We start from the raw sequence: 25,910 nt of genomic DNA on the forward strand, positions 1-25,910 counted from the left end.
GGGGATCATCCCCCCGGCCGCCGGAGGCTTCTTCTCTTTTCCCGTATCCCTATTCCTCGCCCTCGTCTTTCTTGCTGTCGGCGCTGCGCTTGTAGCGGCAGGTCTTGGCGGGGCAGCTGATCAGTTCGCCGTCGCGGGTCTTTTTGCGCACCAAAATCTTGGAATCGCACTGGGGGCACGGCTCGTTTATGGGCCAGTCCCAGACCGCGAAGTCGCACTGGGGATAGGCGTCGCAGGCGTAGAACACCTTGCCGCGCTTGGAGCTTTTCTCGACCAGCGTGCCGGAGCACCCTTCGCGGGGACAGGCCACGCCGGTGGACAGCGGCTTGGTGTATTTGCAGTCCGGCCAGCCGGTGCAGGCAATAAACCGGCTGCCGGTGCGGGATTTCTTGACCACCAGATCCTTGCCGCAGGTGGGGCAGGCCCCGACCGAGGCGATTTCCTCGGCCTTGCGCTCCCGGGGCATGACCGCGCCGTCGGCGGCCCGGTCGAACTCCTTGGTGTTCTTGCAGTCCGGATAGCCCGAGCAGCCCAAAAACTCGCCGGCCTTGCCAAAGCGGATGACCATGGGCTTGCCGCACAGTTCGCAGACGACGTCGGTTTCCTTGCCGGCCTTGACCTTGGCCATGTCTTTGCCGGCCTTGACCAGGGTGGGGTAGAAGTCCTCGGTAAAGTCCCTGAGCAACGTGACCCAGTCGGCCCGGCCCTCGGCCACGGCGTCAAGGGACGCTTCCATGCCGGCGGTGAAGCCCACGTCCATGATCTTGACGAAATGCTCGGCCAGGAGGTCGGACACGGTCTCGCCAAGCTCGGAGGGCACGAAGTGCTTTTCCTCCAGCCGGGCATACTCGCGGTCGATGAGCGTGGAGATGATGGCGGCATAGGTCGAAGGCCGGCCGATGCCCTTTTCTTCCAATTCACGCACGAGCGAGGCTTCGGAGTAGCGCGGCGGCGGCTGGGTGAACTTCTGCTCTTTTTTCAGCTCCAAGAGGGTCAGTTCCTGGTCTTTGACCAGCTTGGGCAGGGATTTGGCCTCATCGCCCACTTCCTGGCCGTACACCTTCAAATAGCCGGGGAAAATGAGGCGCTGGCCCTTGGCCTTGAAAATTCCGGGGCCGGCGGCAACGTCCACGGCCGTGTCCCAGAACCGCGCCTCGCTCATCTGGGAGGCGACAAAGCGTTCCCAGATGAGCTTGTAGAGCGTGAAAAGATCCTTGGGCAACAGCAGTTTGACGTCGGCCGGCGTCAGGGAGACGTCGATGGGCCGGATGGCTTCGTGGGCGTCCTGGGCCCCGGCCTTGGACTTGAAATGCCGCGCTTTTTCCGGATAGTAGTCCGGGCCAAGCGTCTCGGTGATAAATTCCTTGGCCGCGTCCCGGGCCTCGTCGGCAATGCGGGTCGAGTCGGTACGCATGTAGGTAATGAGGGCCACGGTGCCCTTCTCGCCGAGTTCCAGGCCCTCGTAGAGCTTCTGGGCCGCGCCCATGGTGCGCTTGGCGGAATAGCCCAGGCGCTGGTTGGCGGCCTGCTGCAGGGTCGAGGTGATAAAGGGCGGCGGCGGCGACTTCTTGCGTTCTTTCTCCGTCACGGACGCAACGACAAACGGCTGGCCGGCGATGGCCGCCTCGGCCTCGGCCGCAGCCTCGGCGCTGCCGATCTCGACTTTCTTGCCCTTGTACTTGGCCAGCTCCGCCTCAAATTCCGGCGGCGCGTCCCCGGCCAGCCTGGCCTTGAAATTCCAGTATTCCACCGGCACAAAGGCCCGACGCTCTTTTTCGCGGTCAACCACCAGCCGCAGGGCCACGGATTGGACCCGCCCGGCCGAGATGCCGCTTTTGACCTTCTGCCACAGGATGGGCGACACCTTGTAGCCGACCAACCGGTCGAGGATACGCCGCGCCTGTTGCGATAAAAAAAGCTTTTCGTTGATCTCGCGCGGATGGGAAATGGCTTCGCGCACAGCCTTGGCCGTGATCTCGTTAAACTGGATGCGGCATATAGGGACGTTCGCGTCCTTTAATATCTCGGCCACATGCCAGGCAATGGCTTCCCCTTCGCGGTCGGGGTCGGGTGCGAGATAGATCTTGGAGGCTGTGGCGGCTGCTTCCTTGAGCTTGGAAACAACTTTCTGCTTGCCTGGAATGATTTGATATTGCGGCGCGAAATCGTCTTTTTCATCTACCCCGAGTTTTTTGGAGGGCAGATCACGCACGTGACCAACCGAAGCTTCCACGGCATAGGCATTACCGAGGAACTTCTTGATGGTCTTTACCTTGGCCGGCGACTCGACGATGATAAGGTCCTTTCCCATGGCAGGCGTGCTATAGCCAGCCCCGGGGTACAAGGCAAGGGTTGCCGTTTGGCCCGCACCGGGATACTCCCCTACGAGGCTTTCCCATATGACTTTTTAATAATGATGAAATGCGGCCCACATCCTCGCCGCCTCGGAGCAATCTTTGGAAAACGTGCAGCGCTTCGGTCATGTGGTCATGCTCGGCCCCACCAATGCCGGCAAATCCACCCTGCTTAACCGCCTCATCGGCCAGAAAATTTCCATTGTCTCGCCCAAGCCGCAGACCACCCGCAACTCGATTAGCGGCATCATCACCCAGGGCGACATCCAGGCCGTGTTTCTCGATACCCCGGGCCTGCACCGCCAAAAGCGCGGCATCGCCCCGCTGCTCATGCGCTCGGCCTATGCCGCCCTGGCCCAGGCCGACGTGGTCATGCTCATGCTCGACGCGGCCCAGTATGCCCGGCGCATCGACGGGCTGGCCCCGGATCTCAAACCGGTCATCAAGGCCGTGGGCGACGGCCGGCTGCCGGTCCTGGTGGCCCTTAACAAAGTCGACGTGGTGCGCGAAAAGGCCCGGCTGCTGCCGGTGCTGGAGGCCATTGCCGAAGCCCTGCCCGCAGCCGAACTTTTTCCCATAAGCGCTCTGACCGGCGTTGGCGTGGACGAGTTGCTCAAGGCGCTCCTGTCGCACCTGCCCCAAGCGCCGCACCAGTACGACGCCGACGAAGTGTCCACCGCGCCCGTGCGCTTTCTGGCGGCCGAAGTCGTGCGCGAAAAACTCTTTTTGGCCCTGGGCGACGAACTGCCCTATTCCATGGCCGTGACCATCGAGGACTGGGACGAGAAATCCAAACCCGGGCTGGCCAAAATCCGCGCCGCCATCCATGTGGCCCGGGAAAGCCACAAGCCCATGGTCATCGGCAAGGGCGGCGAACGCTTGAAGGATGTGGGCCAAAAGGCCCGGGCCGACATCGAAGAAATGCTCGGCGTCAAAGTCTTTCTGGAACTCTGGGTCAAGGTGCGCCGGGACTGGGTCGACGACCCGTCCTTTCTCCGCGATCTCGGCCTTGGCCAGTAAGGCAAGAAGAAGGCCTCCGGCGGCCAAAGGGCAGTGCCCTTTGGAATCCCACCTGGGGTTCGTTTGATTTGACCGGGGCGCTGCCAAGTCGATAAACGAAAGTGAAGCGTGAAAAGACGTGGCTGCTTGCGGGGGTGATGGATTCGTGGATGAGAGAGCTTTCGAGCGACTGGCCTGGGTGAAAAAACGCATCGACGGGGCCTGCCGGGCGTGCGGCCGGGACCCGGCCGACGTCACGCTGGTTGCCGTATCGAAAAAACAGCCCCTGGCTGCCGTGGCCGAACTGGCCGGCTGCGGCCAGACGATTTTCGGAGAATCCTACATCCAGGAGGCCATGGCCAAAATCGAGGCCGCGCCGCCCGGGCTTTCCTGGCATTTCATCGGCCACCTGCAACGCAACAAGGCCAAGCTGGCCGTGGGCCTGTTTTCGCTCATCCACACCGTGGATAATCTGGAATTGGCTCGTATATTGCAAAAAAAAGCCGAGGCGTTAGACATCATCCAGGCCGTATGCATCCAGGTCAACGTCGCCGGCGAGGTCCAGAAGTCCGGCATCGATCCGGACGGACTGCCGGAACTGGCCGAGACCGTGGCCATGGCCCCCAATTTGTCCCTGGAAGGCCTGATGGTCATCCCCCCGGTCTTTGACGATCCGGTGCGGGCCAGACCGGCCTTTGCCCGCTTACGAGGCCTGCGCGAGCAATTACGCGCGCGTTTGACCCTGCCGCTGCCTGTGTTGTCCATGGGTATGAGCGGCGACATGGAAGCGGCCGTCATGGAAGGCGCGACCCACGTGCGGGTGGGCACCGACCTGTTCGGCCCAAGACATTGACCCCTGGAGACACGGATGGCTGACGTAGAAGAACCGGTTGAAGGCAAGAAGAAAAAATCCGGCCTGATCAAATATATCATCCTGGTGCTGTTGCTGCTGTTGCTCGGCGGCGGCGGCTATTTCGCCTACCTGAAATTTTTTGCGGCCAAACCGCCGGCAGCCGCCACGGCCGAAGGCGCCGCCCCGGCCGGAGAAGCGCCCAAGGCGGAAGCTGCACCCCACGAAGCCAAGCCTGAAGAGAAAAAGGCCGAAGGCGGCCACGGCGAGGCCAAGGGCGGCGAAGCCAAGGGCGGCCACGGCGGCAAGGACAAGGCTGCGTCCAACAACGTGCCCCTGCCCGCCTTTGTGGTCAATCTGGCCGACGCCAATGCCCGGCGCTACCTCAAGGTGGTGCTCGAGGTCGAGATGACGGGCAACCCGGAGCTGCTGGAAGGCAACCAGGCCAAAATCCGCGATGCCTTGCTGATGCTGCTGTCGTCCAAGACATCCCAGGATTTGAGCACCCTTGAAGGCAAGATCCTGTTGCGCAAGGAGATCGTGGACCGCCTCAACCAGGCCATCGGCCAACCCAAAGTGTCCCGGGTCTATTTCACGGATTTCGTCATCCAATAAGTAAGCAGCGCCCCGCGCGAGGTAGCCTCATGACTCCCGACGACATTGATCAGGACAAACTTGCCGCGGAATGGGCCGCCGCCCTGGATGACCAGGACGACAAGCCGGCATCGCAAAACGACATCGACGCCCTCTTCGACCAGCCTTCCGGCGGTGGCGGCGGCGGCGGCGGCGGAGACGACGCCCTGGCGGCCGAATGGGCCTCCGCCCTGGCCGACGAGGAAGAAACCTCGATCAAAAGCGAGCGCAATCAGGAAGCCCTGTCGCGTCAAAGCGCCAAGGCCAAGTTCAAGGATTTGACGCAGGAAGCCAAGGCCCAGCGGCCCGAGGCCATCCGCCGCGACTTGGACTTCATCCTGGACATCCCGCTTGACGTGTCGGCCGAACTGGGGCGCACCAAGCTTTTGATCAACGAACTGCTCCAGCTTGGCCAGGGTTCGGTCATCGAACTGAACAAACTGGCCGGCGAACCGCTGGAAATCTATGTCAACGGCAAGCTCGTGGCCCGGGGCGAGGCCGTTGTCATCAACGAAAAGTTCGGCGTGCGCTTAACCGACATCATAAGCCCCATCGAGCGGGTGAAACAGCTTGCCTGATCCGACTGGCGGGTCGTTTACCGCCACCGAGTACGGCCTGACCGGCGTGGCCCTCAAGATGGGGCTGACGCTGCTGATCATTTTGGCCTTTATTTTCGCTGCCTTCTGGCTGCTCAAACGCTACGGGCAAAAATTCGGCATTGGCCCGAAAGGCCGGGGCGGCAAGCTGCGCCTGCTCGACCACCTGCCGGTCGGACCGCGAAAGAGCATTGTGGTGGTTCGTTTCTTGAATAAAGATCTGGTGCTTGGAATCACCGAGCAATCCATTACGTTTCTGACCGAGACCGAGGTTGACGATGCTGCCGCAACCGATTTCGCCGACACCCTGGCCGCCAGAACCCAGGACCGGGATGCGCCGTAGCCGGGCCGGCTGGCTCGGGGGGCTGACCGCGCTGGCCCTTCTCCTCGTGCCGGCCCTGGTCCTGGCCCAGGATGCGCCGCAACTGACCCTGTCGCTGGCGGCCGGCCAGAATCAGCCCGAACACATTTCCACGCTGCTTGAAATCCTCTTCGCCCTGACCATCCTGTCGCTGGCCCCGTCGTTTATCCTGACGGTGACCTCGTTTACCCGGATCATCGTGGTGTTTTCGTTTCTGCGGCAGGCCATGGGCGTGCAGCAGGTGCCGCCGACCCAGATTCTGGCCAGTCTGGCCATCTTCATGACAGCCGTCATCATGTACCCGACCGGCAAGCAGATCAACGACAATGCCCTGCAACCCTATCTGGCCGAGCAGATCGGCTTTACCGAGGCCTTGCAGAAAGCCGAAATCCCCATGCGGGAGTTTTTGTTCAAGCACACCCGGGAAAAAGACCTGTCGGTCTTTTACACCATCACCAAGATGGAACGGCCCAAGGACAAAACCGAGGTCCCGACCACCATGCTGGCGGCCGGCTTCATGATCAGCGAACTCAAGACCGCGTTTACCATCGGCTTTCTCATCTACATCCCGTTTCTCATCCTCGACATGGTCATTTCCAGCATCCTGCTGGCCATGGGCATGATGATGCTGCCGCCGGCCACCATTGCCATGCCGTTTAAGCTGTTGTTGTTCGTTCTCGTGGATGGTTGGGGGCTGATCGTCGCCTCGTTGGTCAACTCGTTTTCAACCTGAGGAGGGGCTGGCCCATGACGACTGATATGGTTGTGGCCCTGGCGCGGCAAGCCATTGAACTGGCGCTCTTTCTGGCTATGCCCATGCTGGCGGTTAGCCTTGTGGTGGGCGTGTTCGTGTCGGTCTTGCAGGCGGCCACCCAGATTCAGGAAATGACCCTGACCTTTGTGCCCAAGATCCTGTCCATGTTCATTGCCCTGCTCATCGCCTTCCCCTGGATGATGGACAAGATGCTCAATTTCACCCGGGAGCTGTTCATGAACATCCCGATGTACCTGCGCTAACCCCTTCACAACTTCCCCATTGCAGGGGTCCGGGGGGATCATCCCCCCGGCCGCCGGAGGCATCTTTTGCCTTCACTTCTCCCCCTCTCGCGCCCTATTCGTTGTCGAAATACGCTGGCCGCGCCCGGGCAAAGGCCAAGGCGGCCTCGAAGGCCTCTGGCGTGTGCGGCTCGAAGGTGGCGGTGGGGGTCAGGTCGCGGGCGGCCAGACCGGCGAGGATGGCGTCAAAGGGAATCTCCCCCTGGCCGGGTCCCAGATGCTGGTCGAAAGTGCCGTCGTTGTCGTGGAGATGCAGGTGGAGCAGACAGGGGGCCAGGGCGTCGAGCCAGGCGTCGAGATTGCCGCGCGCCTTGCCCTCGGCAAAGCTGTACCAATGGCCCACGTCGAAGCAGGCCCCGACGCGCAAAGCGGCCTCTGGGGACAGTTTGCGGCGCAGGATGGCCACGGCCTCGGCCAGGGTGGCCGGGTCGGTCTCGAAGGTGTTTTCCAGGCACAGCGGCGCATGGTCGGGCCAGACCGAAAGCGCCTTGACCCAGGTATCGGCGGCACGCTCGGCCCAGTCGGCAAAGGAGCGGATGTAGAGGAAGCGGTTGTAGGCGGCGTGGCCGACCAGACGCCTGGGGGCGTACAGGGCGGCGATATCCAGGGCGCTGCGCAGCCGGTCGCAGCTGGCGGCCCGGATGCGGGCGTCGGCGCTGCCGGGCTGCAGATCGAAAAAGGGCAGGTGCACGGTGGCGGCCACGCCGGCATCGGCCAAACGCCGGGCGATCTCCCGGTGCCAGTCGGCGGTGGTGGCGTCCAGGAGCAGCGGATCGAGGCCGATTTCCACCGGCAGTCCGGTGGGGAGATGGCGGTCAAACAGCTCGGGATGGGCCTTGGCCACCCGGAGATTCAAATTGACGAAATAGCGGGGCATGGCGGGCCGGCTAGTCCTTTTGCAGCGGATAGACCTGGGCGAAGACCGGCTTGCCGGCCGAATCGACGATAATAAGGCGCAGGCCGTACATGTCGCGGGGTTCGGCCTTGGCCGGCAGGGACAGGCTGGTTGCGATCTGCTTGAAGCGCTGGATCTGGAAGGACAGCTCGTCCTTGTCGGCCCGAAGCGGCCAGACCGTGCCGTCGTTGCCCACAAGGGCCACTTCGACCTTGCCCGCCAATCCGGTCTGGGGGGTCACGTTGCTGAGGTCAAAGCCCAGATTCAGGCGGCGATTGTCGAATTTGAATTTGAGATTATCCACGCCGGCCTGATTGGCGTCCACCCGGGCCAGCACCTTGGACAGGTCCGGGCGCTCCTTGCCGGATTCGGCCGGACTCGTCGGGCTGGCCGGGCTGGTCGGAGCCGTATCCTTACGGGCTTCGACCCGGGGCTTCCACCAGCTGGGATTATCGGGATTATACGAGCCAAGGAGCGTTTCAAGCTCGGTGAGATCCTTGGAACGCAGGGTGCGTTCCAGGTTTTCCAGACGCAGGAGGCCCTCGCCGGCCGCGTCAATCTCCTGGCGTAGAGCGCCGGCCCGGTCGGTCAGCATCTTGTTGTCCTGATGCAGATGGTAGGCCACGGCCACGGCCGCGCCCAGGAGCAGCAAAAAGACGACAGGGGTGAACACGAGCAGACGCACAAGCCAGACAGGCAGGCGGTAGCGGCCAACGCTTGACGCATCACGCAAAATGAGGATGTCGATCCTGCCGCTTCCGGCCATTTACATACGGCTCCATTTTTCTTCGACAATGGAGAACCCATTTCCGGCCGGCGCGAGATACAGCGTCTTTTTCCCGCGATCCGCTCTGCCGTCGCGGCCCTCGTAGTCCTGGACGAGGGTGACCACATAGCCGCCGTTTCGCGGGGCTATGGTCACGTCGCTAAAGGCCACCTTGCGCGGGGCCTTGTCCTTCCAAAGATCAGCCTTCTGGCTGCGGATGGCCTCACGGCCGCGCCGGTCGCCCTGGACGGCCCCGTCGGCGTAGAATGAGGCGTATTCGGTAATCCGGCCGCGTTCCCAGGCCGACCGCCAGGACTCGACCATGGCGGCGACAGCGGCGTTGCGGTCGGCCTTGGCAGCCGGGGCCGCTTCAGCCGGACGCGCAGGAACCGGAGTCGGCTGGGCCGGAGACGGCAAAGCAGCCGCCGCCGGGGCTGGCGAAGCCGGTTGGGCCGGGGCGGACGCCGCCGCAATCGGCGCAGGCGCAGGCGACGCCGCGGCCAGGGCTGCAATCGGGGCGATCTCGGGCTTGTTCTTGGACCAGTGTTCCTTGGCAATGAGCAGATGGCCGCCGACAGCCGTCAATTCCAGAGTCTTAAAGCCCGTGCTCTCCTTGCCCGACCCCTTGCCCTGGTAGCGCATGGCGCACACCACGGTGTAGCCGTCGCCGTCAGCGGAAATCGCCACAACATCCATGGCCACACGGCCCGGCTCCCGGCCCTGCCACAGGCCGGATTTCTGGCGTCTGATGGCGTCTTTTCCCTTCAAATTCCCCTGGATGGCCCGGTCGGCGTAATGGGCCAGATAATTGTCGATATGCCCGCGTTCCCAGGCGCTTCTCCAGGCTTCCACCACGCCTTTGATTTCGCTGGCCCGATCAGCCGGCACCGGTTTGGCCGCCACGGCGACCGGAACCGGTTCCGGGGTCTTGGCCGGGGCGGTGGGCGCAACCGCCGCAGCAGCCGCAGGCGCAGTTGCAGTCGCGGCCGGCGCGGCAACCGACGGCACGGCCGGCACCGGAGCGGTCGGGGCAACCGGTGCAGCCTGGACAGCGACCTGGGCAGCCTGGGCCGGTGCAGCCGCAGCCGCAGGAACGGCCGGCGCTGCGGCAACCGGCGGGGCCGGGGGCGCGATCTGCATGGCGTCGGAGGCAAACGGCGAAACCCCGGGCTTGGCCGGGCCGGTCTGGGCCACTTCCAGGATGGCCTGGTCTTCAGGCGTGGGCTGGCGGCGCAGCGGCAGGGAGTGGAAGGCCTTCTGGGCCATCTTCTCCATGGCCGCCTGATGGGCGTCCACCAACAGCCGGCCCGGCCCTTCCTCTTCGCTGGGGGCATCGGGACGGGCGGTGGTGGTTTCGGCTTCATTGGCCAGGGCCACGGTCTTGGCCGCCTTGCCCTTCTCGGCCACGGTCAGCGGCGCTTCCTCGTATTCCATGCCGATGATGCGGAAACGGCCGTCCAGGCCGCGCTGCCAGTACAGGCGCTTGACGCCTTGGGAAATGAGCGTGGGCGAACGGTAGACCTGGACGAAATAGGTGACCCAGTAGTCGGGTCCGGGCAGGGCGCGGATGTCGGAAAGAGTCACCTGAATCCAGGGCAGCGACTTGAACAGGCGTTCCTTCTGGCCGCGAAAGGCGGCAAAAGGCTCACCTTCGGAAATGGCGAATTTTTCGGCGTCGTGGAAGCCGAAAAAGGCGTCGGAGCGGTCCTGCCAGGCCTTGGCCCAGCCTTGGGTGGCTTCCACCACTTCCCGGGCTTCGGCCTTGAGCCGGGCGGCGTCGCCTTCCAGGCGCAGTTCGTCGGCGATAATGACCGGCGTGCCCAGCGACAGTTCGCTGTCCAGACGGTGGAGATCGGGCGTATTGATGGCCACGCAGCCCTGGGTCTCGTAGGGGATGATGGCGTGGCCCCGGCCGTGAATCCAGATGCCGTGCCCGGTTTTGCGGCGCACCACATCGGCCGGGTTGGGGAAGTTGAGCGGAAAGGCCAGATCGCCGTAGAGCTCGTAATTGAGCCCCCCGGTCTTGCGCCGGGTGATGAAATAGACGCCTTCCGGGGTCCTCAGGTCGCCTTCCTTGCTCTTGTCGCCAAGCAACTGGCCGGTGGCGCAGGGGAGAAACTCGGCCACGCGCACCGGGCTTTGCCGCGACAGCAGAAAAAAGGACTGGGCCTTTTTATCCACGGCCACCGAACGTCTGGGAAACCACTCCGTGTCCACCACGTCCGCCGTCCATTCCCCTGCCGCCGGATGACCGGGCAGCAGCAGCAGGCAGGCAAGGACCAGGGCGTGGCCGAATCGTTTCATGCGGTCTCGCGTCAGGACGTCGGTTGCTGGTTGGCAGCGGAGAGCAGCGCTTCACGGGTGAAGACGGAGAGCAGCGGAAAGCCGCGCTTGGCCAGGGTTTCAGAACCGCCCTCGCCCCGATCCAGGACCGTGACCACGGCCCCGACCACCAGTCCGGCCGCTTCCACCCGGTCGATGACGGTCAAAAGCGTGCCGCCGGTGGTGACCACGTCTTCAAGCAGGGCCACCTTGTCGCCGGGCTTGAAGTTGGACAGGCCTTCCAGAAACTGGTTGGTGCCGTGCCCTTTGGAGGCCTTGCGCACGATAAAGGCCGGCATGGGGCGGCCGCGCAGCTGCGAGGCGATGGAGACCGCCGTGACCAGCGGATCGGCCCCGAGGGTCATGCCGCCGACGCCGACAATATCGGCCGGAAGCTGGTCAAACAGCAGGTTGCCGATGAGCCAGGCCCCTTCGGGGTGCAGCGCCGTCTGCTTGCAGTCGAAATAATAATCACTCTTGCGACCGGAAGTCAGCGTCACCTCGCCGGCGCGGTAGGACTTCTCAAGGAGCAGCCGGGCCAGACGGCCGCGCATGGCTCCGGCGTCCAGATCAAGGGAAGCACACGACATGAAAAACCCCGTTTCGCCCGTTTGGCTTTGGCATACAAAAGCCGGGCGTTTTTGGAAAGTGGTTCGTGATCGGCCGGGCTGGCCGCCTTCTGCCGGCGGGACCATTCGGCCTCGCGTTGCGTTTTCGAAACCAAACCCATTGATTTCGTCGCGCAGCCCTGAAATCTTTTTCCATCGGCAGCGACCATCCCCATGGCGGGATGCCTTGCCTGTCGGTCAAGGCCAAAATAGCCTTGCAACGTGCTGCCCGAGCCGGGATCCGGGGGTGATCATCCCCCGGCCGCCGGGGCAACAGCGGCTCCCGTCTGGCAAAAGCGGCGGCTGCCCAGTCTGCAACCGTCTGGATTGCCAATAAACTCCGCAATCCCTGGAAAAACTTCTCCCGGCGCAGGGGCCCGGGCAAGCTTGCACCGGACCGAGGAAATGTCTTTCCCCAGCTTCCGTCCAGGGGGGACGGCAACGCCGTCCCCCTTAAAACAGTCGGGGGGTCCGGGGGCCTCAGGCCCCCGGCCGCCGGAGGCATTCCCCCTCTTCCCTTCCCCTAACCAAACACCCGCTTAAAAATCAGGTCTTCGTGGGCCAGATAGTAGGCCGGGTCGAACAGGGCGTCGAGGGTGGCCGGCGACAGTTTGGCGGCGATGGCGGCATCGGCGCGAATGGCGTCGGGGAAGGAACTGCGGCCTTCCCAGCAGGCCATGGCCACCCGCTGCACCAGCACATAGGCTTCCTGGCGGTCCATGCCGGCCTCGATAAGGGCCAGGAGCACCCGCTGGGAATAAAACAACCCAAAGGAAGCCATGAGGTTGCGGGCCATGTTGTCCGGGTTGACCTTGAGATTTTTAAGCAGCGTGGTCAGCCGGGACAGGGTGTAGTCGGCCAGGATGGTGGAATCGGGCATGATGACCCGCTCAACCGAGGAGTGGGAGATGTCGCGTTCGTGCCAAAGCGGCATATTTTCCAGCGACGCCAGGGCATTGGTGCGAATGAGCCGGGAGAGGCCGCAGAGGTTCTCGGCGGAAATCGGATTTTTCTTGTGCGGCATGGCCGAGGAGCCTTTCTGGCCCTTGGCAAAGCCTTCCTCGGCTTCGAGCACTTCGGTGCGCTGGAGGTGGCGCAGTTCGGTGGAAAGCCGCTCCACGCCGCCGGCAATGAGAGCCAGACAGGTAAAGAAGGCGGCATGGCGGTCGCGCTGGATGATCTGGGTGGAGATGGGGTCCACTTCCAGGCCGAGAAGCCCCAGGGCAATGGCTTCGACCTGGGGATCGAGGTGGGCGTAGCCGCCGACGGCCCCGGAGATCTTGCCCACCCGCACGCCGGCCAGGGCAGCGACGAAACGCTCCCGGTGGCGGGAAAATTCAGCGTAAAAGGACGCCATCTTCATGCCAAAGCTCAGCGGCTCGGCGTGGATGCCGTGGGTGCGCCCGATCATGAGCTGGCCCTTAAAGCGCATGGCCAAGTCTTTGACGGCGGCGAGCAGTCCGTCGAGATCGGCCAGGATCAGGTCGCCGGCCCGGCCAAGGAGCAGCCCGTTGGCGGTATCGACGATATCCGACGAGGTGCAGCCGAGGTGAATGAACCGGGCCGAGGGGCCGACGCGCTCTTCCACCGCGGTTAAAAAGGCGATGACGTCGTGGCGGGTGACCTCTTCGATTTCAAGGATGCGGGCCACGTCGAAGCCGGCTTTTTCACGAATGACGGCCATGTCGGCGGCCGGAATGCGGCCAAGCTGCGTCCAGGCCTCGCACACGGCCACTTCGACCTCAAGCCAGGCGGCAAAGCGGCTTTCCAGGGACCACAGCGCGCCCATGGCCTTTCGGGTATAACGCTCGATCATGCGCCCTCCTTGGGCAGTGCCTCGTCATCGTCGTCGGGATCGGTTTCGGCGGCAAGCGGCACGGACGGGTCGCGGGCCAGTTGGGGAATGGGCACGGGAGTTCCCTTGACGGTATCGTTGCCGTCGCGCTTGAAGGATCCCGGCCGTCGCTTGACGTAATCGGTGGCGTAAAAGCCGGTGCCTTTGAGGGCAAAGGCGGAGAGGGAGACGATGCGCGGCGCGCCTGCGCCGCATTCGGGGCAGGCAGCCTCGGCTTCGTCGCCGCTGCGGCGCAGTTCCTCAAAAACCCGGCCGCAGGCGGGACACTGATACTCATACAAGGGCATATGGCCCTCCCGGAAAGTCGTGCGAAAAGCCGGGCAAGTCATCGCCTTGCCCGGTTTTCATCCATACCAGATACGTGTGCTGCATCAAAAAACCGACCACCGTACTGCCCGCCCGCCAAACCCAAGAGGTTTGTTTTTGGAAATAATTAAGTAATTTCAAATAATTACCCATCATTTCCAAAGCCTGTGGCTCTCGCCTGCGCGACACCGGAAACAGGTGGCGACGGTCGCGGTCAATGCTGTCCGGCCATTGGGAAGCCCCAAAGCCGCCAGCACTCAAAATCGAGAGAAACCGGAAGGCTTGAAACTACGCCTTCTTGGCGGCGGCAATGGCCTGGCGGACACGCTCTTTCAGGCGCTCCTTCCGGCGTTTGCGGCGACGATCCAGTTCCTTGTGACGCTCATGCTTTTTTTGCTTGGACATGGGGTATCCTCCTATCAGATGAAAGAACCCGATGCCGTAGCCCAAGGCGGGCTGTTTGTAAAGCTGCATTCCCTGGTCAGCCCGGCTGCCCGGACAGATTCACCAGATCGCCCATCACCTTCTTCATGGCCGTCATCTTGGTTCCCCAACGCGCCAGATAGTCCCGGTCAAGAACAAAGGCCACCCGGCCGTCGCCGCCCAGGCGGGGCACAAACCGGCGCTCCATGCAAAGAGGCCGGAGGCCGCCGCCGTAGAGCAGGCAATTCACCGTAAACGTCCCGGTATGATCCCTTTTGTGGTAGTCCTGGCGCGTCTGCTTGCGGGTCGTATAGGCGGCGATATTGGCGTCGTCGTGGCCGATATGGCTCCCCCAGGCAAAGTCCGGCACATAGGCCCGCAACAGGCCGGCCTGGTCCAGACGCCGCGACATGTCGCCGTCTTCGGGACCATAGGTGCCGTAATCCTCGCACCAGCAACCCATGGCCCGCCGCACCGCCGCAGTAAACAGCATGCAGCCTCCCGGCGAGGACCAGGGGTGGGAGGGCAGCAGCATGGCCGGACTGCCGTCGATGCTGGCCGGCAGATATTCTCCGGGCGTACGGTAAATGGGATAGGAAACGCAGCCGATACGGGGCGAGGCCGCGGCTATGGCCGCCATATCGGCCAGCCAGTCGGAGCGGGTGAAGACAATGTCGTTGTCCAGGCGCAGATAATATTCGGCCGCAACCAGGGACCAGCCCAGGTTGCAGGCCACGGCCGGCCCCATGTTGCGGGCCAGGGTCACGACGTTGTCCACGGTGCCCCGGGCCAGGGCCTCGGCCAGAAAGGCGGCCGTGCCGTCAGTGCTGGCGTTGTCCACAACCGTCAGGACATGGGGCCATCCGGCCAGGGCGCGCACGGCGGCCAGGGTGCGCCGGGTGCATTCCAGACGGTTAAAGGCCACCACCGTGACATTGACCCCGCCCGGCGGCGCTGCCGCAACAGGCGCATCCGGCGGGCGGGGGCCTTGATAGTCCATAGGGCGGCTCCAACAGGCGGATTATTCCGACGGGATGGCCTCCACCGGTTCGGTCAGCAGGAACTTGCCCTGCTCGATTTTTTCCTTGAGCTTCTCAGCCACTTCCAGGGACATGGTCAGGCTGGTCAGGGGCACGGCCTGGGTCTTTTTGCCGTTGACCAGGATTTCCCCGGTGCGGCACTCGGCATAGGTGACCAGTCCCAGCGACCGGCCGATGCCGTTGGGATAGTCGTGGCCGTAGTCCTTGATCGGCATCTGGATGTCGGCATCGGACACGCCGGTGAAAAAGGCCATATCCTCATTGAGGATCGGAATGGGGATGCCGATGCCCATGGCCAGGGACACGCCGTAGCCGAGAATGGACACGGCCCGGACATACCGGGCGTTCATGCCCTTGAGGTCGCCCTTGAGCATGAGGGTGCCGGAGGCGGAGATGGGGATGCCGCGTTCGTTGCGCTTGGGTTTGGGATCGTGCTGGGTGCCGGCCCCGATGACGTAGCCGGTGCCGCCGCCCATGAAAATGCGGGTGCCAAGGCCGATGGTCTTCAAATAGGGGTCGTTGAAAAGCGGCGACAGTTCGCCGGCGGTGGCGAAATTGGCGTTTCGCGCATTGGGCTTGAGCGGCCCCATATAGGTATAGATGATGCGGCTGGTGAGATTCACGGCCACATTGTAATTCTGATAGCAGTTGCGGGGATTGAAAAGCTGCGCATACTTGAGATCGGCCAGGGTGATGTCTTTTTCCAGCTCCCGGCGCGGATAGCAGTCCGTGCCGTAGGATTCGCAGAAAAGACGCACGGCCTTGCCGCGCAGCAGATCCTCGATCACATGGGCCCCGCCGTACTTGAACCGGCCCGGGTGGATCTTGTTGAGCGGATCTTCCTTGGGAAGTTCCGTGGCCCCGATATAGGCATCGACGGCCGCCAGGCCGGCATGGGCCGGCACATTGTTGAGCCGCACCTTCTGGGCCTTGAGCGTCGGCGGCTCCTGGCCGAAATTAAAGAGCATCCCCGAGGAGCACATGGGCGAGAAAGTACCCGTGGTTACCACGTCCACTTCCTTGGCCGCCCGGACCTTGCCCAACCGGCGCACGGTCTCGACCATTTCGGCGGCGGTCAAAACCACGGCCTTGCCCTTCTCGATCCGCCGATTGATTTCGGCAACAGTCTTTTTCACCTCGTGGGTCATGCCATCCCTCCCCTGTCCCGACGCATAGCGGCCGGCGGGGCCTTTTCTGGCCCATTTCAGCCAGCTTGGCAACCGGGCGTACCCCCCCCTTGGCTTCGGCTCCAAAATAGGCTAGGTTGGGCTTGTTCCGGCATCTTTGGCAAAAGACCGGGATGTCCAGCACAACATACCATTATGACTGAAAATATCGTTGCGGCCCGATGACGTCCGCGCCCCTTTCGGCATCCGGTGACGGCGTGCTAAAAAACGATTTTCGCCAACATCTGCTGCGCACCTGCCCCGAACAGGAACTGCGACGCTGGTTTGATCCCCTCGACATCACGACTGCCGAGGCCGACCGCTCTTTTTGCGTGGTTTTTCCCCATAGCTATTTTGCCGCCTGGTTTGACGCCTCGGTCAAGGAACTTTTCGAGCGCCAGCTGGCCCAGTACCTCGGACCCGGGCACACCCTGCGCTACCGGACCCGGGGCTGCCAGAACGCAGCCGGGGCCGGCGCGCCGCACCAGCCGACCGACGGGGCCGTGGTCACGGACTTTCCCTACGGCCACCGGTTCACCTTCGAAACCTTTCTGGCCAACGAGAAAAACACCTTTCCCCTGGCCCTGGCCCGGGAAGTGGCCCGCCAGACCGAGGTGCGCTACAATCCCTTTTTCGTTTGCGGCCCGTCAGGTTCGGGGAAAACCCATTTGCTGCGGGCCATGGCCAATGCCGTGGCCAAAGGCCAGTCCGGAATGAGCGTCTTTTTCGGCTCGGTGGCCGATATTCAGGGCCTCTACGCCGATCCCCGCCGGTCGCGTCCGGAAATCCGGGCCGATCTGGCCGGCCACGACTGGCTTTTTATCGACGAACTGACCGACATCGCCCGGGCTCCGGATATGGAACAGGAATTGATCGGCGTTTTCAACGCCTTTCACGACGCCGGCCGCCAGATGGTTTTTTCCAGCCGCGAGCGGGCCGCTTCCTGCGATTTTCTCGACCCCACCTTCCGCTCCCGCCTGGAATGGGGCCTTATGGTCCACCTCAAATCCCCGGACCTCTCGGTGCGCAGCCAGTTCGTCGAGCAGGTCAACAAGGACAAACGCCTGGGCCTGTCCCGGGAACAGACCCTGACCCTGGCCAGCCGGTTTGAGGGCTTCAGGCGCCTGGAAGGCGTGCTCCTGCGCATCGAGGCCTTTCGCCAGCACGTCGGCGGCGAACTCTCCGAAGCGGAGTTCTCGCGCCATATCCGGCTGTCCGAGGACAAGAAAGTCCCGGAACTGACCCCGGAGCGGGTGCTGGCCGTGTGCGCCGAGCATTTCGGCATCCCGGCCCGGGACATCACCGGCCCGGGCCGCAAAAAGGAACTGGTCTTTGCCAGGCAGGCGGCCATGGCCCTGTGCCGCACCCTTCTTGGCATCTCGTATCCGGCCCTGGGCAAGATTTTCGGCGGCAAGGACCACTCGACGGTCCTGTATTCGATCCGAAAATTCCAACAAATTCTGGATGATAACCAGGATACGAAACTTTTGTTCCGCCAATTGTCCAAAAAGTGTCGTCAGGGAGGCCCGGCATGAGCCTGAAGCCGGCCGCCTGTTCCCACCGCGCCTTGCCGGTCGCTTGCGGAATCGTTTTTTATCGCGTTATTTCAGGGCGTTGTCAGACAAACGAACGTAGCGACAGCCCCTACTACTCCTACAACTTTCAATCCTTCTTATCCTTGAAGACGAAAGGCGTCGCACCCCGCACGCCAAGGAGACGCCCATGCAACTGACGGTCTTTCGAAACGACATCATCGACGGACTGCAAAAATCCTCGAGCATCATCCCGGCCAAAACCGGAGCCGCCTTCCTGCGCACCATCTGGCTCGAAGCCGTGCCGGGAGCGCTTCGGATCCTGTCCACCGACTCGAGCCTGGAATTTACCGGCCACTATGCGGCCAAGGTCAGCCAGGAAGGACTGTGCGGCGTGCAGGGCAAAAGCTTTTTCGAGCTGGTCCGGAAACTGCCCCCGGGCGAGATCAGCCTGACCCTGGACGAGGCCTCGGGCAATCTGCTCATCAAGCAGGGATCGCGGCGCTACAAGCTGCCCGTGTCCGATCGCAACTGGTTCCAGCCCTTTTCGCCCTTTCCGGACGAGGGCGCGGTGACCTGGTCCGGCGACGTGCTCCAGGAGATCATCGAACGCGTGGCCTATTGCATCTCCGATGAAGACACCATGGAGGCCATGGCCTGCATGTATTTCAAGCCCGTGCCCAGTGAAGCCAAGATCGAGGTCTGCGGCCTAAACGGCCACCAGTTCTCCCTGGTGGGCTTTTTGGACGATGCCATCTCGGCCATGCTGCCGGCTGACGGCATTCTCATTCAGAAAAAGTACGTGGCCGAGCTCAAGCGCTGGCTGACCGCCGAGGAAGTGGAACTGGCCATGGGCCAGAAGCGGCTCTTTTTCCGGACCCAGAAACGCGACGAGGCCGCTCCCGAAGCCGCCCCCAGAATCGAGACCTTCAGCCTGCCGCTCAGTTTTTACCAGTACCCGGACTACAACGCCTTTGTCTCCAAGCTGGCCACCGAAGGCGTCTCCACCCTGACCATCGACCGCTCGGAGTGCATCGAGGCCCTGGAGCGGGTGGCCATTTTCAATACCGACAACAACCGCTGCGCCTATTTCCTGTTTGACGGGCCAGGCGAGTTGTCGCTCAAAAGCCAGGGCCAGGAAGCCGGCGAAGCCACGGAAACGCTCGAATGCGCCTTTACCGGGAGCCTGGACAAGGTGGCCTTCCCGACCAAAGACTTAACCGACATCCTGGGCCACTTTGAATCCCCCCGGGTCACCCTGACGCTGACCGGGGCCGAAGGCCCCTGCGGCATCGTCGGAGATGACGACAAGCAGTGTCTGGTCATCATCATGCCCATGAAAATCGTTGAAGAGACGTATTATAGCGAGGAAGACATCGCATGAGTCAGGATAAGACGCCCCAGTTGTACGACGCCAGTTCCATTACCGTTTTAGAGGGGCTTTCGGCCGTACGCAAACGCCCGGCCATGTATATCGGTTCCACGGACATCCGCGGCCTGCACCATCTCGTCTATGAAGTTGTGGACAACTCCATCGACGAATCCATGGCCGGCTACTGCGACCGCGTGAGCATCACCATTCATCTGGACAACTCGGTCACCGTCTCGGACAACGGCCGCGGCATCCCGGTGGACATGCACCCCAAGGAAGGCAAGCCGGCCGTCGAAGTGGTCATGACCGTGCTCCATGCCGGCGGCAAGTTCGACAACGACGCCTACAAGGTCTCCGGCGGCCTGCACGGTGTTGGCGTCTCGGTGGTCAACGCCCTGTCGGAATATCTCGAAGTGACCGTGCGTCGGGGCGGCAAGCGCCACCACATGCGCTTTGAGCGCGGCGCGCCGGTCACCCCGCTCACAGTCATCGGCGATGCCGAATCCACCGGCACCACCATTCGCTTTATGCCCGACGAGGAGATTTTCGAGACCAACCAGTTCAACCACGAGACCCTGGCCAAGCGGTTTGAGGAACTGGCCTATTTAAACCGCAAGCTCGAACTGGATTTCAAGGACGAACGGACCAACGAACGCACCACCTACCGGTTCGACGGCGGTCTCCACGAATTCGTGGCCGATCTCAATGCCGGCGAACAGACCATCCACGACATCATCGGCGGACTTGGCGAAGTGGACGGGCTGGTGGTGGATTTCGCCCTGCAGTACAACGCCAATTACAAAGAAGAAGTCCTGACCTTTGCCAACAACATCCGCACCCGGGAAGGCGGCACCCATCTGGCCGGATTCAAGACGGCGCTGACCCGGGCCATCAATACCTACATTGAAAAAGCCGACATCCCCAAGAAATTCAAACAGAAATTGACCGGCGACGATGTCCGCGAGGGCCTGACCGCCGTCATTTCCGTCAAGCTCCCCCAGCCCCAGTTCGAAGGCCAGACCAAGACCAAGCTTGGCAACTCCGAAGTGGCCGGACAGGTGGCCAAGATGGTCTTCGAGGCCATGAACGTCCACTTCGAGGAAAACCCCAAGGACGCCAAGGCCATTGTGGAAAAGGCCGTTGACGCCGCCCGGGCCCGCGAGGCCGCCCGCAAGGCCAAGGAGCTGGTGCGGCGCAAGGGCGCCCTGTCCGACCATTCCCTGCCCGGCAAGCTGGCTGACTGCCAGTCCAAGAAGCCCGAGGAGTCGGAACTGTTTATCGTCGAGGGCGACTCGGCCGGCGGCTCGGCCAAGCAGGGGCGCGACCCCCGCTTCCAGGCCATCTTGCCCCTTCGCGGCAAGATCCTGAATGTCGAGCGAACCCGAACGGATAAGATGCTTGGCAACAAGGAAATCCGAAATCTCATCACGGCCATCGGACCCACCCCGACCATGGGCGATGCCGAAAATGAGGAAAAAGACGCCGAGAACATGGCCCGGCTGCGCTACCACAAAATCGTCATCATGACCGATGCCGACGTGGACGGGGCGCACATCCGCACCCTGCTGCTCACGTTTTTCTATCGGCGCTACGAAAAACTCATCACCAGCGGCTATGTCTACATTGCCCAGCCGCCGCTCTATCGGGTCTTCAAGGGCGATTTCGAGCGGTTCATCAAGGACGAGGAAGAGCTTTCGAGCTTCCTTTTGGGACGCATCGGCGAGGACGTGGCCGTTGGTTCCGGCGAGATCACCTTTGCCGGCGAGACCCTGACCGCCCTGGTGGAGCGCATCCGTTTCCTGGAAGCCCGGGTCCATGAGGCGGCCAGCTACGGCCTGCCTGAAGACCTGATCCTGCCGCTATTAAGCCACCCGCGCCTGACCGCCTCGGACTTTGCCGGCATTGATCTGCCGGAAGGACTGGTCGCCCATCTGGGCCGCTGCAACTATAGTGTGAGTGTCGAGGCCGAGGAAACAGACGAGGAACGCCGGCTCTATGCCGTCTTTATTTCGCCCAACATGGCCCGCCACCGCATTGCCGTGGAGTTTTTTAGCTCCAAAATCTATCGCCGCGCCCATGAAACCTACGGCGAACTTTTGGCCGAATGTCCGGTGCTGCCCTTGACCATCACCCGCAAGGAAGAAGTCCGCGAAGTCAGCGGCTTTTTCGAACTCTACAAGACGCTTATGGACGATGCCCTAAAGGGCGTGAACATCCAGCGCTACAAGGGTCTGGGCGAAATGAACCCGGAGCAGCTGTGGGAAACCACCATGAACCCGGAAAAGCGCAGTTTCCTCCAGGTCAATATCGAGGATCTTGACGAGTGCGACACCATTTTCTCCCAGCTCATGGGCGAAAAGGTCGAGCATCGCAAGAACTTCATTGACCGAAACGCCCTGTCCATCAAGGAACTCGACATCTAAGGGCCACAAACGCGCCGCAACCGGCATATTGAAACCGAGCGGGTCCGGGGAACAGTCCCCCGGGGGCAGCACCGGCCTGGGAATACGCCTTCCGGCCGGACACCCGAAGACTCCCCGTTTGACTGGAGCATACTGTGAGCGATTCGATCCATATCGAGGAAGAGCTTAAGAAGTCCTATCTGGAATACTCCTTAAGCGTCATCATCGGCCGGGCCATCCCGGATGTGCGCGACGGACTCAAACCCGTGCACCGGCGCATTCTCTACGCCATGCACGACCTGTCCAACTCCTACAACCGGCCCTATAAAAAGTCCGCCCGCGTCGTCGGTGACGTCATCGGTAAATACCATCCCCACGGCGACCAGTCCGTGTACGATGCCCTGGTCCGCATGGCCCAGGATTTCTCCATGCGCGACGCCATTGTCGATGGCCAGGGCAACTTCGGCTCCATCGACGGCGACGCCGCAGCGGCCATGCGATACACCGAAGTGCGCATGTCGCGTCTGGCCGGCGAATTTCTGGCCGACATCGAAAAGGAAACCGTCGACTTCCGGCCCAACTACGACAACAGCCTGCAAGAGCCGGCCGTGCTGCCGACCAAGGTGCCAAACCTGCTCCTAAACGGCTCCTCGGGCATCGCCGTCGGCATGGCCACCAACATTCCGCCGCACAACCTGGGCGAGCTGTGCGACGGCCTGCTCCATCTGCTCGACGCCCCCCATTGTCCGGTCACCGACATCATCGGTCTGGTCAAAGGCCCGGACTTTCCCACGGCCGCCTCCATCTACGGCGGCAAGGGACTCATCGAGGCCTACACCACCGGCCGCGGCAGCATCAAAATCCGGGGCCGGGCCGAGGTTGAAGAGCGCAAAAAAGACTATGTCTCGGTGGTCATCCGCGAGATTCCCTATGCGCTCAACAAGTCTTCGCTGGTGGAAAAGATTGCGGCCCTTATTAACGACGGCCGCATCGAGGGCGTGTCCGACCTGCGCGACGAATCCGACCGCAAAGGCATCCGCATTGTCCTTGATCTCAAAAAAGGCACCATTCCGGACATTGTCATCAATGCCCTATACAAATACACTCCGCTGGAAACCTCCTTTGGCATCAACATGCTGGTCGTGGCCGACAACCGCCCGGCCCTTTTAAATATCAAGCAGATGCTTGAGCACTTCCTGACCCACCGTCGGGACGTCATTTTGCGGCGCACCAAGTTCGATTTGCGCAAGTCCGAGGAGCGGGCCCATATTCTCGAAGGCCTGCGCATCGCGCTGGACAACATCGACGAGGTCGTGGCCATCATCCGGGCCTCGAAAAACGCCGTGGAAGCCCGGGAACGGCTCATGGAACGCTTTGCCCTGTCCGAGCGCCAGTCCCAGGCCATCCTGGACATGCGCCTGCAGCGCCTGACCAACCTGGAGCGGCAAAAGCTCATTGACGAGTACAACGAGCTCATCAAGCTCATCGAATACCTGCGCTCGATCCTGGAAAACGACGAGGTCCTGCGCGGCGTCATCCGCGACGAGATCACCGAGATCCAAACCCGGTACGCCACGCCGCGAAAGACCGAAATCCTCGAAGACCTGGAAGGCATCAACATCCTCGATCTCATTCCCGACGAGGACGTGGTCATCACCCTGTCGCGGCGCGGGTATATCAAGCGCACCCGCATCGACAACTACCAGCAGCAAAAGCGCGGCGGCAAAGGCATTGCCGGCCTGTCCACCTCGGGAGACGACTTTGTCCAGTCCTTTTGCGCCACCACCAACCACCAGCAGCTTTTGCTGTTTACCAACCTTGGCCGCATGTTCATGCTGCCGGTGCACCAGATTCCCGAAGGCCAGCGTACGGCCAAGGGAGCGCATATCGCCAACCTGCTCCCCATGGACAAGGAAGAATTCGTGGCCACGGCCCTGGCCATCCGCGAGTTCTCCGAGGAACGCTATTTCCTCTTTGTCACCCGCAAGGGCATGGTCAAGCGCACCTGCACCGACCTCTACAAGAACTGCCGCTCGACCGGCATCATTGCCGTGGGTCTCAAGGAAAATGACGAGCTCTTGACGGTCAAGGAGATCGACGACGACACCGAAGTCCTGCTGGCCACCCAGCAAGGCCTGTCCAACCGCTTCCACATAAGCGGCGTGCGACCGACCGGCCGCGGCGCGGCCGGCGTCAAGGGCATTGCCCTCAAGGGCCAGGACCGGGTGGCCGCCGGCGTTGTGGTCACCGGGGAGAGCCGCTCCGAAGTGCTCACCATTTCGGCCAACGGCTACGGGAAACGCACCTCCATTGATCACTATCCCCTGCGCAATCGCGGTGGTTCCGGTGTGATCAACATGCGGGTGACCCCCAAGACCGGACAGGTCATTGGCGCGGTCATGGTCTCTGACGGCGACGAGATGCTCCTTTTGACCTCGGCCAACAAGATCATCCGCCTTTCGGTCAACGGCATTTCCACGGTGGGCCGGGCCACCCAGGGCGTCATGCTGGTGCGCATGGATGAAAACGACATGGTGGCCGGATTCGATCTGGTCGACCCCAGTGAACTCGAACGGTGCCCTGTTTCCGACGAATAGGCCGGGTGCTGCTGTCTGCCTGCCTGGCCTGTCTGCTGACAGGTCTGGCAGGCTGCGGCGCCCCTGCGCCCGATTCCGAGGCCCAGATCCTGGAAACAGCCCGCCGGGCCTTTCTGGACAGCCAGTTTCTGCGCGCCGAAACCGCCTACCAGGCCTATCTCCAGAGCTTTCCCCAGGGTACTTCCCGTCTTGAAGCCTGGAAACGGCTGGCCGACATCGACCTCGATGTCCGGGAATCGCCGGACAAGGCCGCAGCCCTTCTTGAGGCTGCGGTGCTGGAATACGCCGCCCAACCCGCTATTGCCGCCGATCTGTTGACCACCGCGGCCGAGCTCCGTTTTTCCCGCAAGGACTATCCCAAGGCCTTGGTCCTTTGCCAGGCCGTGCTGGACATGCCAAACGCCCCGCAAGCCAAGGTTCTCGCCTGTTATCTGCTGGCCGCCCGGATTGATCTGGCCCAGCACAATGACAAAGAGGCTTTGGGCCGATACGATGCCTGCCGCAAGACCTTCCTGCCGCAGGACAGCACAGCCCAATGCGCCCTGGCCCAGGCCGAACTGCTCGGCCGCCTGGAGCGTCCTGCCCAAGCGGAATCGCTTTTGCAGACAGTCTTTCAAACGGCAACAATTGCCCCGGCCCTGCGTGCCCAGGCCGGCTTTGCCCTGGGACAACTCTATGAAGGCCGCCAGGACAAGGCGGCAGCCCGGACAGTGTACGAAGCGGTGCGGCCGCTGCACCCCAATCCCTTGGTCGTGGACAAACGACTCGAATCCCTTCAAAATTGATTTGCGCCCACATCGCGCGCCAGAGACAACTTTATTGCCAGGGGAAATTGACGACGTTTGCACCCCCCTGATACCTTTGACCATCCTCAGTCTGGATTGGAAGCACATGGTCTTGGATTTGTTTCGAAAAGCAAAATCCTCCAAAGAGGATGAACAGGGCCGTCGGCGAACCGCCGCCGTCCTTGATCTGGCCCTGACCCAGCGGTCCAAGATCCACGTGCAGTTCGACGCCAAAGACAGCAATCTGACCGGGGTCACGGCCACGGTCATGGCTGTCAACGACGCCGGGCTGGTGTTGGAACTGGGTGGCGTGGCCAACCTCAAGGACCGTTTTCTGGGCCGGTCCATCACCTGCTTTTTTCGTATTGTAGAGCGCGAAGACCGGCACCGGGAAATATTTTATAATTTTTCCACCGATATTCTGCGTATCCGCAATTATGCCGATCGCCCTCCCCAGATTGCCGTGGCCTTTCCGGCGGCCCTAAACGGGGCGCAACGGCGAAAAAGCCTGCGCATGCGACCGGATTTCCAACAATTTTCCCATATCGCCATCTGGAAATACGAGGCCAGCGGCTTCGACATGGCTAAGCCGACCGTGGCCCACAGCCATTTTAAATCCGGTCAGGCCCAGGTCGACAATATTTCGGCCGGCGGCTTGCGGTTTCGCGTCAAACGCCAGCATGTCAAGGACAGCGCCCTGGAACCCAAAAAGGGCGACCGCTTCATTCTTTTTTTCACCTTTGAGGACAAAGTCCCAAAATTGCGGGAAGAATATTGGCTGGTGGCCAAGGTCAACAATATCCAGCCTGACCCGGTCACCGGGGAAATAGCCCTGGGCCTGGAATTTGTGGCCAACGGCGTGCGCCAGGAATCCGGCAAGGTCGAATGGTCCAAGATCGAAGACAACGTCATCGACGACATGGCCCAGCGCATCTACCTGTGGCATGTTTCCCTCTACCGCGACCGGGGTCTGGCCTGACCGCCAAACCCGG

At 62.3% G+C, this 25,910-nt stretch carries 22 protein-coding genes; 13 read left to right on the forward strand and 9 right to left on the reverse strand.

The features are described from left to right. Positions 1-49: 49 nt before the first annotated feature. On the reverse strand, positions 50-2,311 hold the full coding sequence (gene topA, locus NY78_RS07300; protein WP_043633714.1) for a type I DNA topoisomerase: 2,262 nt from the start codon (positions 2,309-2,311) through the stop codon (positions 50-52). A 145-nt stretch (positions 2,312-2,456) separates the two neighbouring features. Here topA and era point away from each other — a divergent pair, with 145 nt between their 5' ends. From era to fliQ, 7 genes are all read left to right on the forward strand, one after another. After that, positions 2,457-3,374: a GTPase Era gene (era, locus tag NY78_RS07305; RefSeq protein WP_043633716.1), complete on the forward strand. Its 918-nt coding sequence runs from the start codon at positions 2,457-2,459 to the stop codon at positions 3,372-3,374. A 145-nt stretch (positions 3,375-3,519) separates the two neighbouring features. Further along, a complete protein-coding gene (locus NY78_RS07310) occupies positions 3,520-4,206 on the forward strand; it encodes a YggS family pyridoxal phosphate-dependent enzyme (protein WP_043633719.1) in 687 nt (228 codons plus the stop codon). A gap of 15 nt (positions 4,207-4,221) precedes the next feature. Further along, entirely contained in the window at positions 4,222-4,818 is a 597-nt protein-coding gene (locus tag NY78_RS07315) for a flagellar basal body-associated FliL family protein (RefSeq protein ID WP_043633722.1), read from the forward strand. Between the two features lie 29 nt (positions 4,819-4,847). Next, complete coding sequence (fliN, locus tag NY78_RS07320; RefSeq protein ID WP_043633724.1) at positions 4,848-5,414, forward strand: flagellar motor switch protein FliN; 567 nt, start codon at positions 4,848-4,850, stop codon at positions 5,412-5,414. Further along, positions 5,407-5,775: a flagellar biosynthetic protein FliO gene (gene fliO / locus NY78_RS07325; RefSeq protein ID WP_043633728.1), complete on the forward strand. Its 369-nt coding sequence runs from the start codon at positions 5,407-5,409 to the stop codon at positions 5,773-5,775. The genes fliN and fliO overlap by 8 nt, the downstream gene beginning before the upstream one ends. After that, positions 5,765-6,526 carry a flagellar type III secretion system pore protein FliP gene (gene fliP, locus NY78_RS07330; RefSeq protein ID WP_231583832.1) on the forward strand — a complete coding sequence of 254 codons (762 nt, stop codon included), beginning with the start codon at positions 5,765-5,767 and terminating at the stop codon, positions 6,524-6,526. Before fliO ends, fliP begins: the two co-directional genes overlap by 11 nt. A gap of 14 nt (positions 6,527-6,540) precedes the next feature. Continuing rightward, positions 6,541-6,810, forward strand: coding sequence for a flagellar biosynthesis protein FliQ (gene fliQ / locus NY78_RS07335; protein WP_043633731.1), 270 nt, complete (start codon positions 6,541-6,543; stop codon positions 6,808-6,810). 94 nt (positions 6,811-6,904) lie between these two features. Here fliQ and NY78_RS07340 read toward each other — a convergent pair whose 3' ends face one another. The 8 genes from NY78_RS07340 to NY78_RS07375 all read right to left on the reverse strand — a co-directional run bounded on the left by NY78_RS07340 (position 6,905) and on the right by NY78_RS07375 (position 16,212). Beyond that, positions 6,905-7,726, reverse strand: a complete 822-nt coding sequence (locus NY78_RS07340) for a sugar phosphate isomerase/epimerase family protein (RefSeq protein ID WP_043633733.1) — start codon at positions 7,724-7,726, stop codon at positions 6,905-6,907. 10 nt (positions 7,727-7,736) lie between these two features. Next, positions 7,737-8,510 carry a hypothetical protein gene (locus NY78_RS07345; protein ID WP_043633736.1) on the reverse strand — a complete coding sequence of 258 codons (774 nt, stop codon included), beginning with the start codon at positions 8,508-8,510 and terminating at the stop codon, positions 7,737-7,739. Beyond that, positions 8,511-10,814, reverse strand: a complete 2,304-nt coding sequence (locus tag NY78_RS07350; RefSeq protein ID WP_043633739.1) for a L,D-transpeptidase Cds6 family protein — start codon at positions 10,812-10,814, stop codon at positions 8,511-8,513. A gap of 11 nt (positions 10,815-10,825) precedes the next feature. After that, positions 10,826-11,422 carry an orotate phosphoribosyltransferase gene (gene pyrE, locus NY78_RS07355; RefSeq protein WP_043633742.1) on the reverse strand — a complete coding sequence of 199 codons (597 nt, stop codon included), beginning with the start codon at positions 11,420-11,422 and terminating at the stop codon, positions 10,826-10,828. 541 nt (positions 11,423-11,963) lie between these two features. Beyond that, on the reverse strand, positions 11,964-13,256 hold the full coding sequence (gene purB, locus NY78_RS07360) for an adenylosuccinate lyase (RefSeq protein ID WP_043633745.1): 1,293 nt from the start codon (positions 13,254-13,256) through the stop codon (positions 11,964-11,966). After that, on the reverse strand, positions 13,253-13,582 hold the full coding sequence (locus tag NY78_RS07365) for an FmdB family zinc ribbon protein (protein WP_043633748.1): 330 nt from the start codon (positions 13,580-13,582) through the stop codon (positions 13,253-13,255). The genes purB and NY78_RS07365 overlap by 4 nt, the downstream gene beginning before the upstream one ends. A gap of 500 nt (positions 13,583-14,082) precedes the next feature. After that, complete coding sequence (locus tag NY78_RS07370) at positions 14,083-15,024, reverse strand: glycosyltransferase (protein ID WP_043633751.1); 942 nt, start codon at positions 15,022-15,024, stop codon at positions 14,083-14,085. A gap of 21 nt (positions 15,025-15,045) precedes the next feature. After that, on the reverse strand, positions 15,046-16,212 hold the full coding sequence (locus tag NY78_RS07375; protein ID WP_043633754.1) for a homocysteine biosynthesis protein: 1,167 nt from the start codon (positions 16,210-16,212) through the stop codon (positions 15,046-15,048). Between the two features lie 200 nt (positions 16,213-16,412). Here NY78_RS07375 and NY78_RS07380 point away from each other — a divergent pair, with 200 nt between their 5' ends. The 6 genes from NY78_RS07380 (at position 16,413) to NY78_RS07405 (ending at position 25,897) form a co-directional block, all read left to right on the forward strand. Then, positions 16,413-17,765 (forward strand): DnaA/Hda family protein, encoded by a 1,353-nt coding sequence (locus tag NY78_RS07380; protein WP_043633756.1) that lies wholly within the window; start codon positions 16,413-16,415, stop codon positions 17,763-17,765. A 187-nt stretch (positions 17,766-17,952) separates the two neighbouring features. Then, positions 17,953-19,146, forward strand: a complete 1,194-nt coding sequence (gene dnaN, locus NY78_RS07385; protein ID WP_043633758.1) for a DNA polymerase III subunit beta — start codon at positions 17,953-17,955, stop codon at positions 19,144-19,146. Continuing rightward, a complete protein-coding gene (gene gyrB / locus NY78_RS07390; RefSeq protein WP_043633759.1) occupies positions 19,143-21,557 on the forward strand; it encodes a DNA topoisomerase (ATP-hydrolyzing) subunit B in 2,415 nt (804 codons plus the stop codon). The genes dnaN and gyrB overlap by 4 nt, the downstream gene beginning before the upstream one ends. Positions 21,558-21,691: 134 nt before the next feature. Continuing rightward, a complete protein-coding gene (gyrA, locus tag NY78_RS07395; RefSeq protein ID WP_197084215.1) occupies positions 21,692-24,133 on the forward strand; it encodes a DNA gyrase subunit A in 2,442 nt (813 codons plus the stop codon). A gap of 5 nt (positions 24,134-24,138) precedes the next feature. Next, positions 24,139-24,918: a hypothetical protein gene (locus tag NY78_RS07400; RefSeq protein ID WP_231583835.1), complete on the forward strand. Its 780-nt coding sequence runs from the start codon at positions 24,139-24,141 to the stop codon at positions 24,916-24,918. Between the two features lie 106 nt (positions 24,919-25,024). Beyond that, positions 25,025-25,897, forward strand: a complete 873-nt coding sequence (locus tag NY78_RS07405; RefSeq protein ID WP_043633764.1) for a PilZ domain-containing protein — start codon at positions 25,025-25,027, stop codon at positions 25,895-25,897. The last annotated feature ends 13 nt before the right edge of the window (positions 25,898-25,910 follow it).

Source organism: Desulfovibrio sp. TomC (assembly GCF_000801335.2).
In the GTDB taxonomy this organism is placed as follows: domain Bacteria; phylum Desulfobacterota; class Desulfovibrionia; order Desulfovibrionales; family Desulfovibrionaceae; genus Solidesulfovibrio.

Excerpts from the sequence above, each read along its gene's own strand:
- topA (WP_043633714.1), bottom strand. The coding sequence starts at position 2,311 with ATGGGAAAGGACCTTATCATCGTCGAGTCGCCGGCCAAGGTAAAGACC.
- NY78_RS07315 (WP_043633722.1), top strand. The coding sequence starts at position 4,222 with ATGGCTGACGTAGAAGAACCGGTTGAAGGCAAGAAGAAAAAATCCGGC.
- fliN (WP_043633724.1), top strand. The coding sequence starts at position 4,848 with ATGACTCCCGACGACATTGATCAGGACAAACTTGCCGCGGAATGGGCC.
- fliP (WP_231583832.1), top strand. The coding sequence starts at position 5,765 with ATGCGCCGTAGCCGGGCCGGCTGGCTCGGGGGGCTGACCGCGCTGGCC.
- fliQ (WP_043633731.1), top strand. The coding sequence starts at position 6,541 with ATGACGACTGATATGGTTGTGGCCCTGGCGCGGCAAGCCATTGAACTG.
- NY78_RS07340 (WP_043633733.1), bottom strand. The coding sequence starts at position 7,726 with ATGCCCCGCTATTTCGTCAATTTGAATCTCCGGGTGGCCAAGGCCCAT.
- NY78_RS07345 (WP_043633736.1), bottom strand. The coding sequence starts at position 8,510 with ATGGCCGGAAGCGGCAGGATCGACATCCTCATTTTGCGTGATGCGTCA.
- NY78_RS07350 (WP_043633739.1), bottom strand. The coding sequence starts at position 10,814 with ATGAAACGATTCGGCCACGCCCTGGTCCTTGCCTGCCTGCTGCTGCTG.
- pyrE (WP_043633742.1), bottom strand. The coding sequence starts at position 11,422 with ATGTCGTGTGCTTCCCTTGATCTGGACGCCGGAGCCATGCGCGGCCGT.
- purB (WP_043633745.1), bottom strand. The coding sequence starts at position 13,256 with ATGATCGAGCGTTATACCCGAAAGGCCATGGGCGCGCTGTGGTCCCTG.
- NY78_RS07365 (WP_043633748.1), bottom strand. The coding sequence starts at position 13,582 with ATGCCCTTGTATGAGTATCAGTGTCCCGCCTGCGGCCGGGTTTTTGAG.
- NY78_RS07370 (WP_043633751.1), bottom strand. The coding sequence starts at position 15,024 with ATGGACTATCAAGGCCCCCGCCCGCCGGATGCGCCTGTTGCGGCAGCG.
- NY78_RS07375 (WP_043633754.1), bottom strand. The coding sequence starts at position 16,212 with ATGACCCACGAGGTGAAAAAGACTGTTGCCGAAATCAATCGGCGGATC.
- NY78_RS07380 (WP_043633756.1), top strand. The coding sequence starts at position 16,413 with ATGACGTCCGCGCCCCTTTCGGCATCCGGTGACGGCGTGCTAAAAAAC.
- dnaN (WP_043633758.1), top strand. The coding sequence starts at position 17,953 with ATGCAACTGACGGTCTTTCGAAACGACATCATCGACGGACTGCAAAAA.
- gyrB (WP_043633759.1), top strand. The coding sequence starts at position 19,143 with ATGAGTCAGGATAAGACGCCCCAGTTGTACGACGCCAGTTCCATTACC.
- NY78_RS07405 (WP_043633764.1), top strand. The coding sequence starts at position 25,025 with ATGGTCTTGGATTTGTTTCGAAAAGCAAAATCCTCCAAAGAGGATGAA.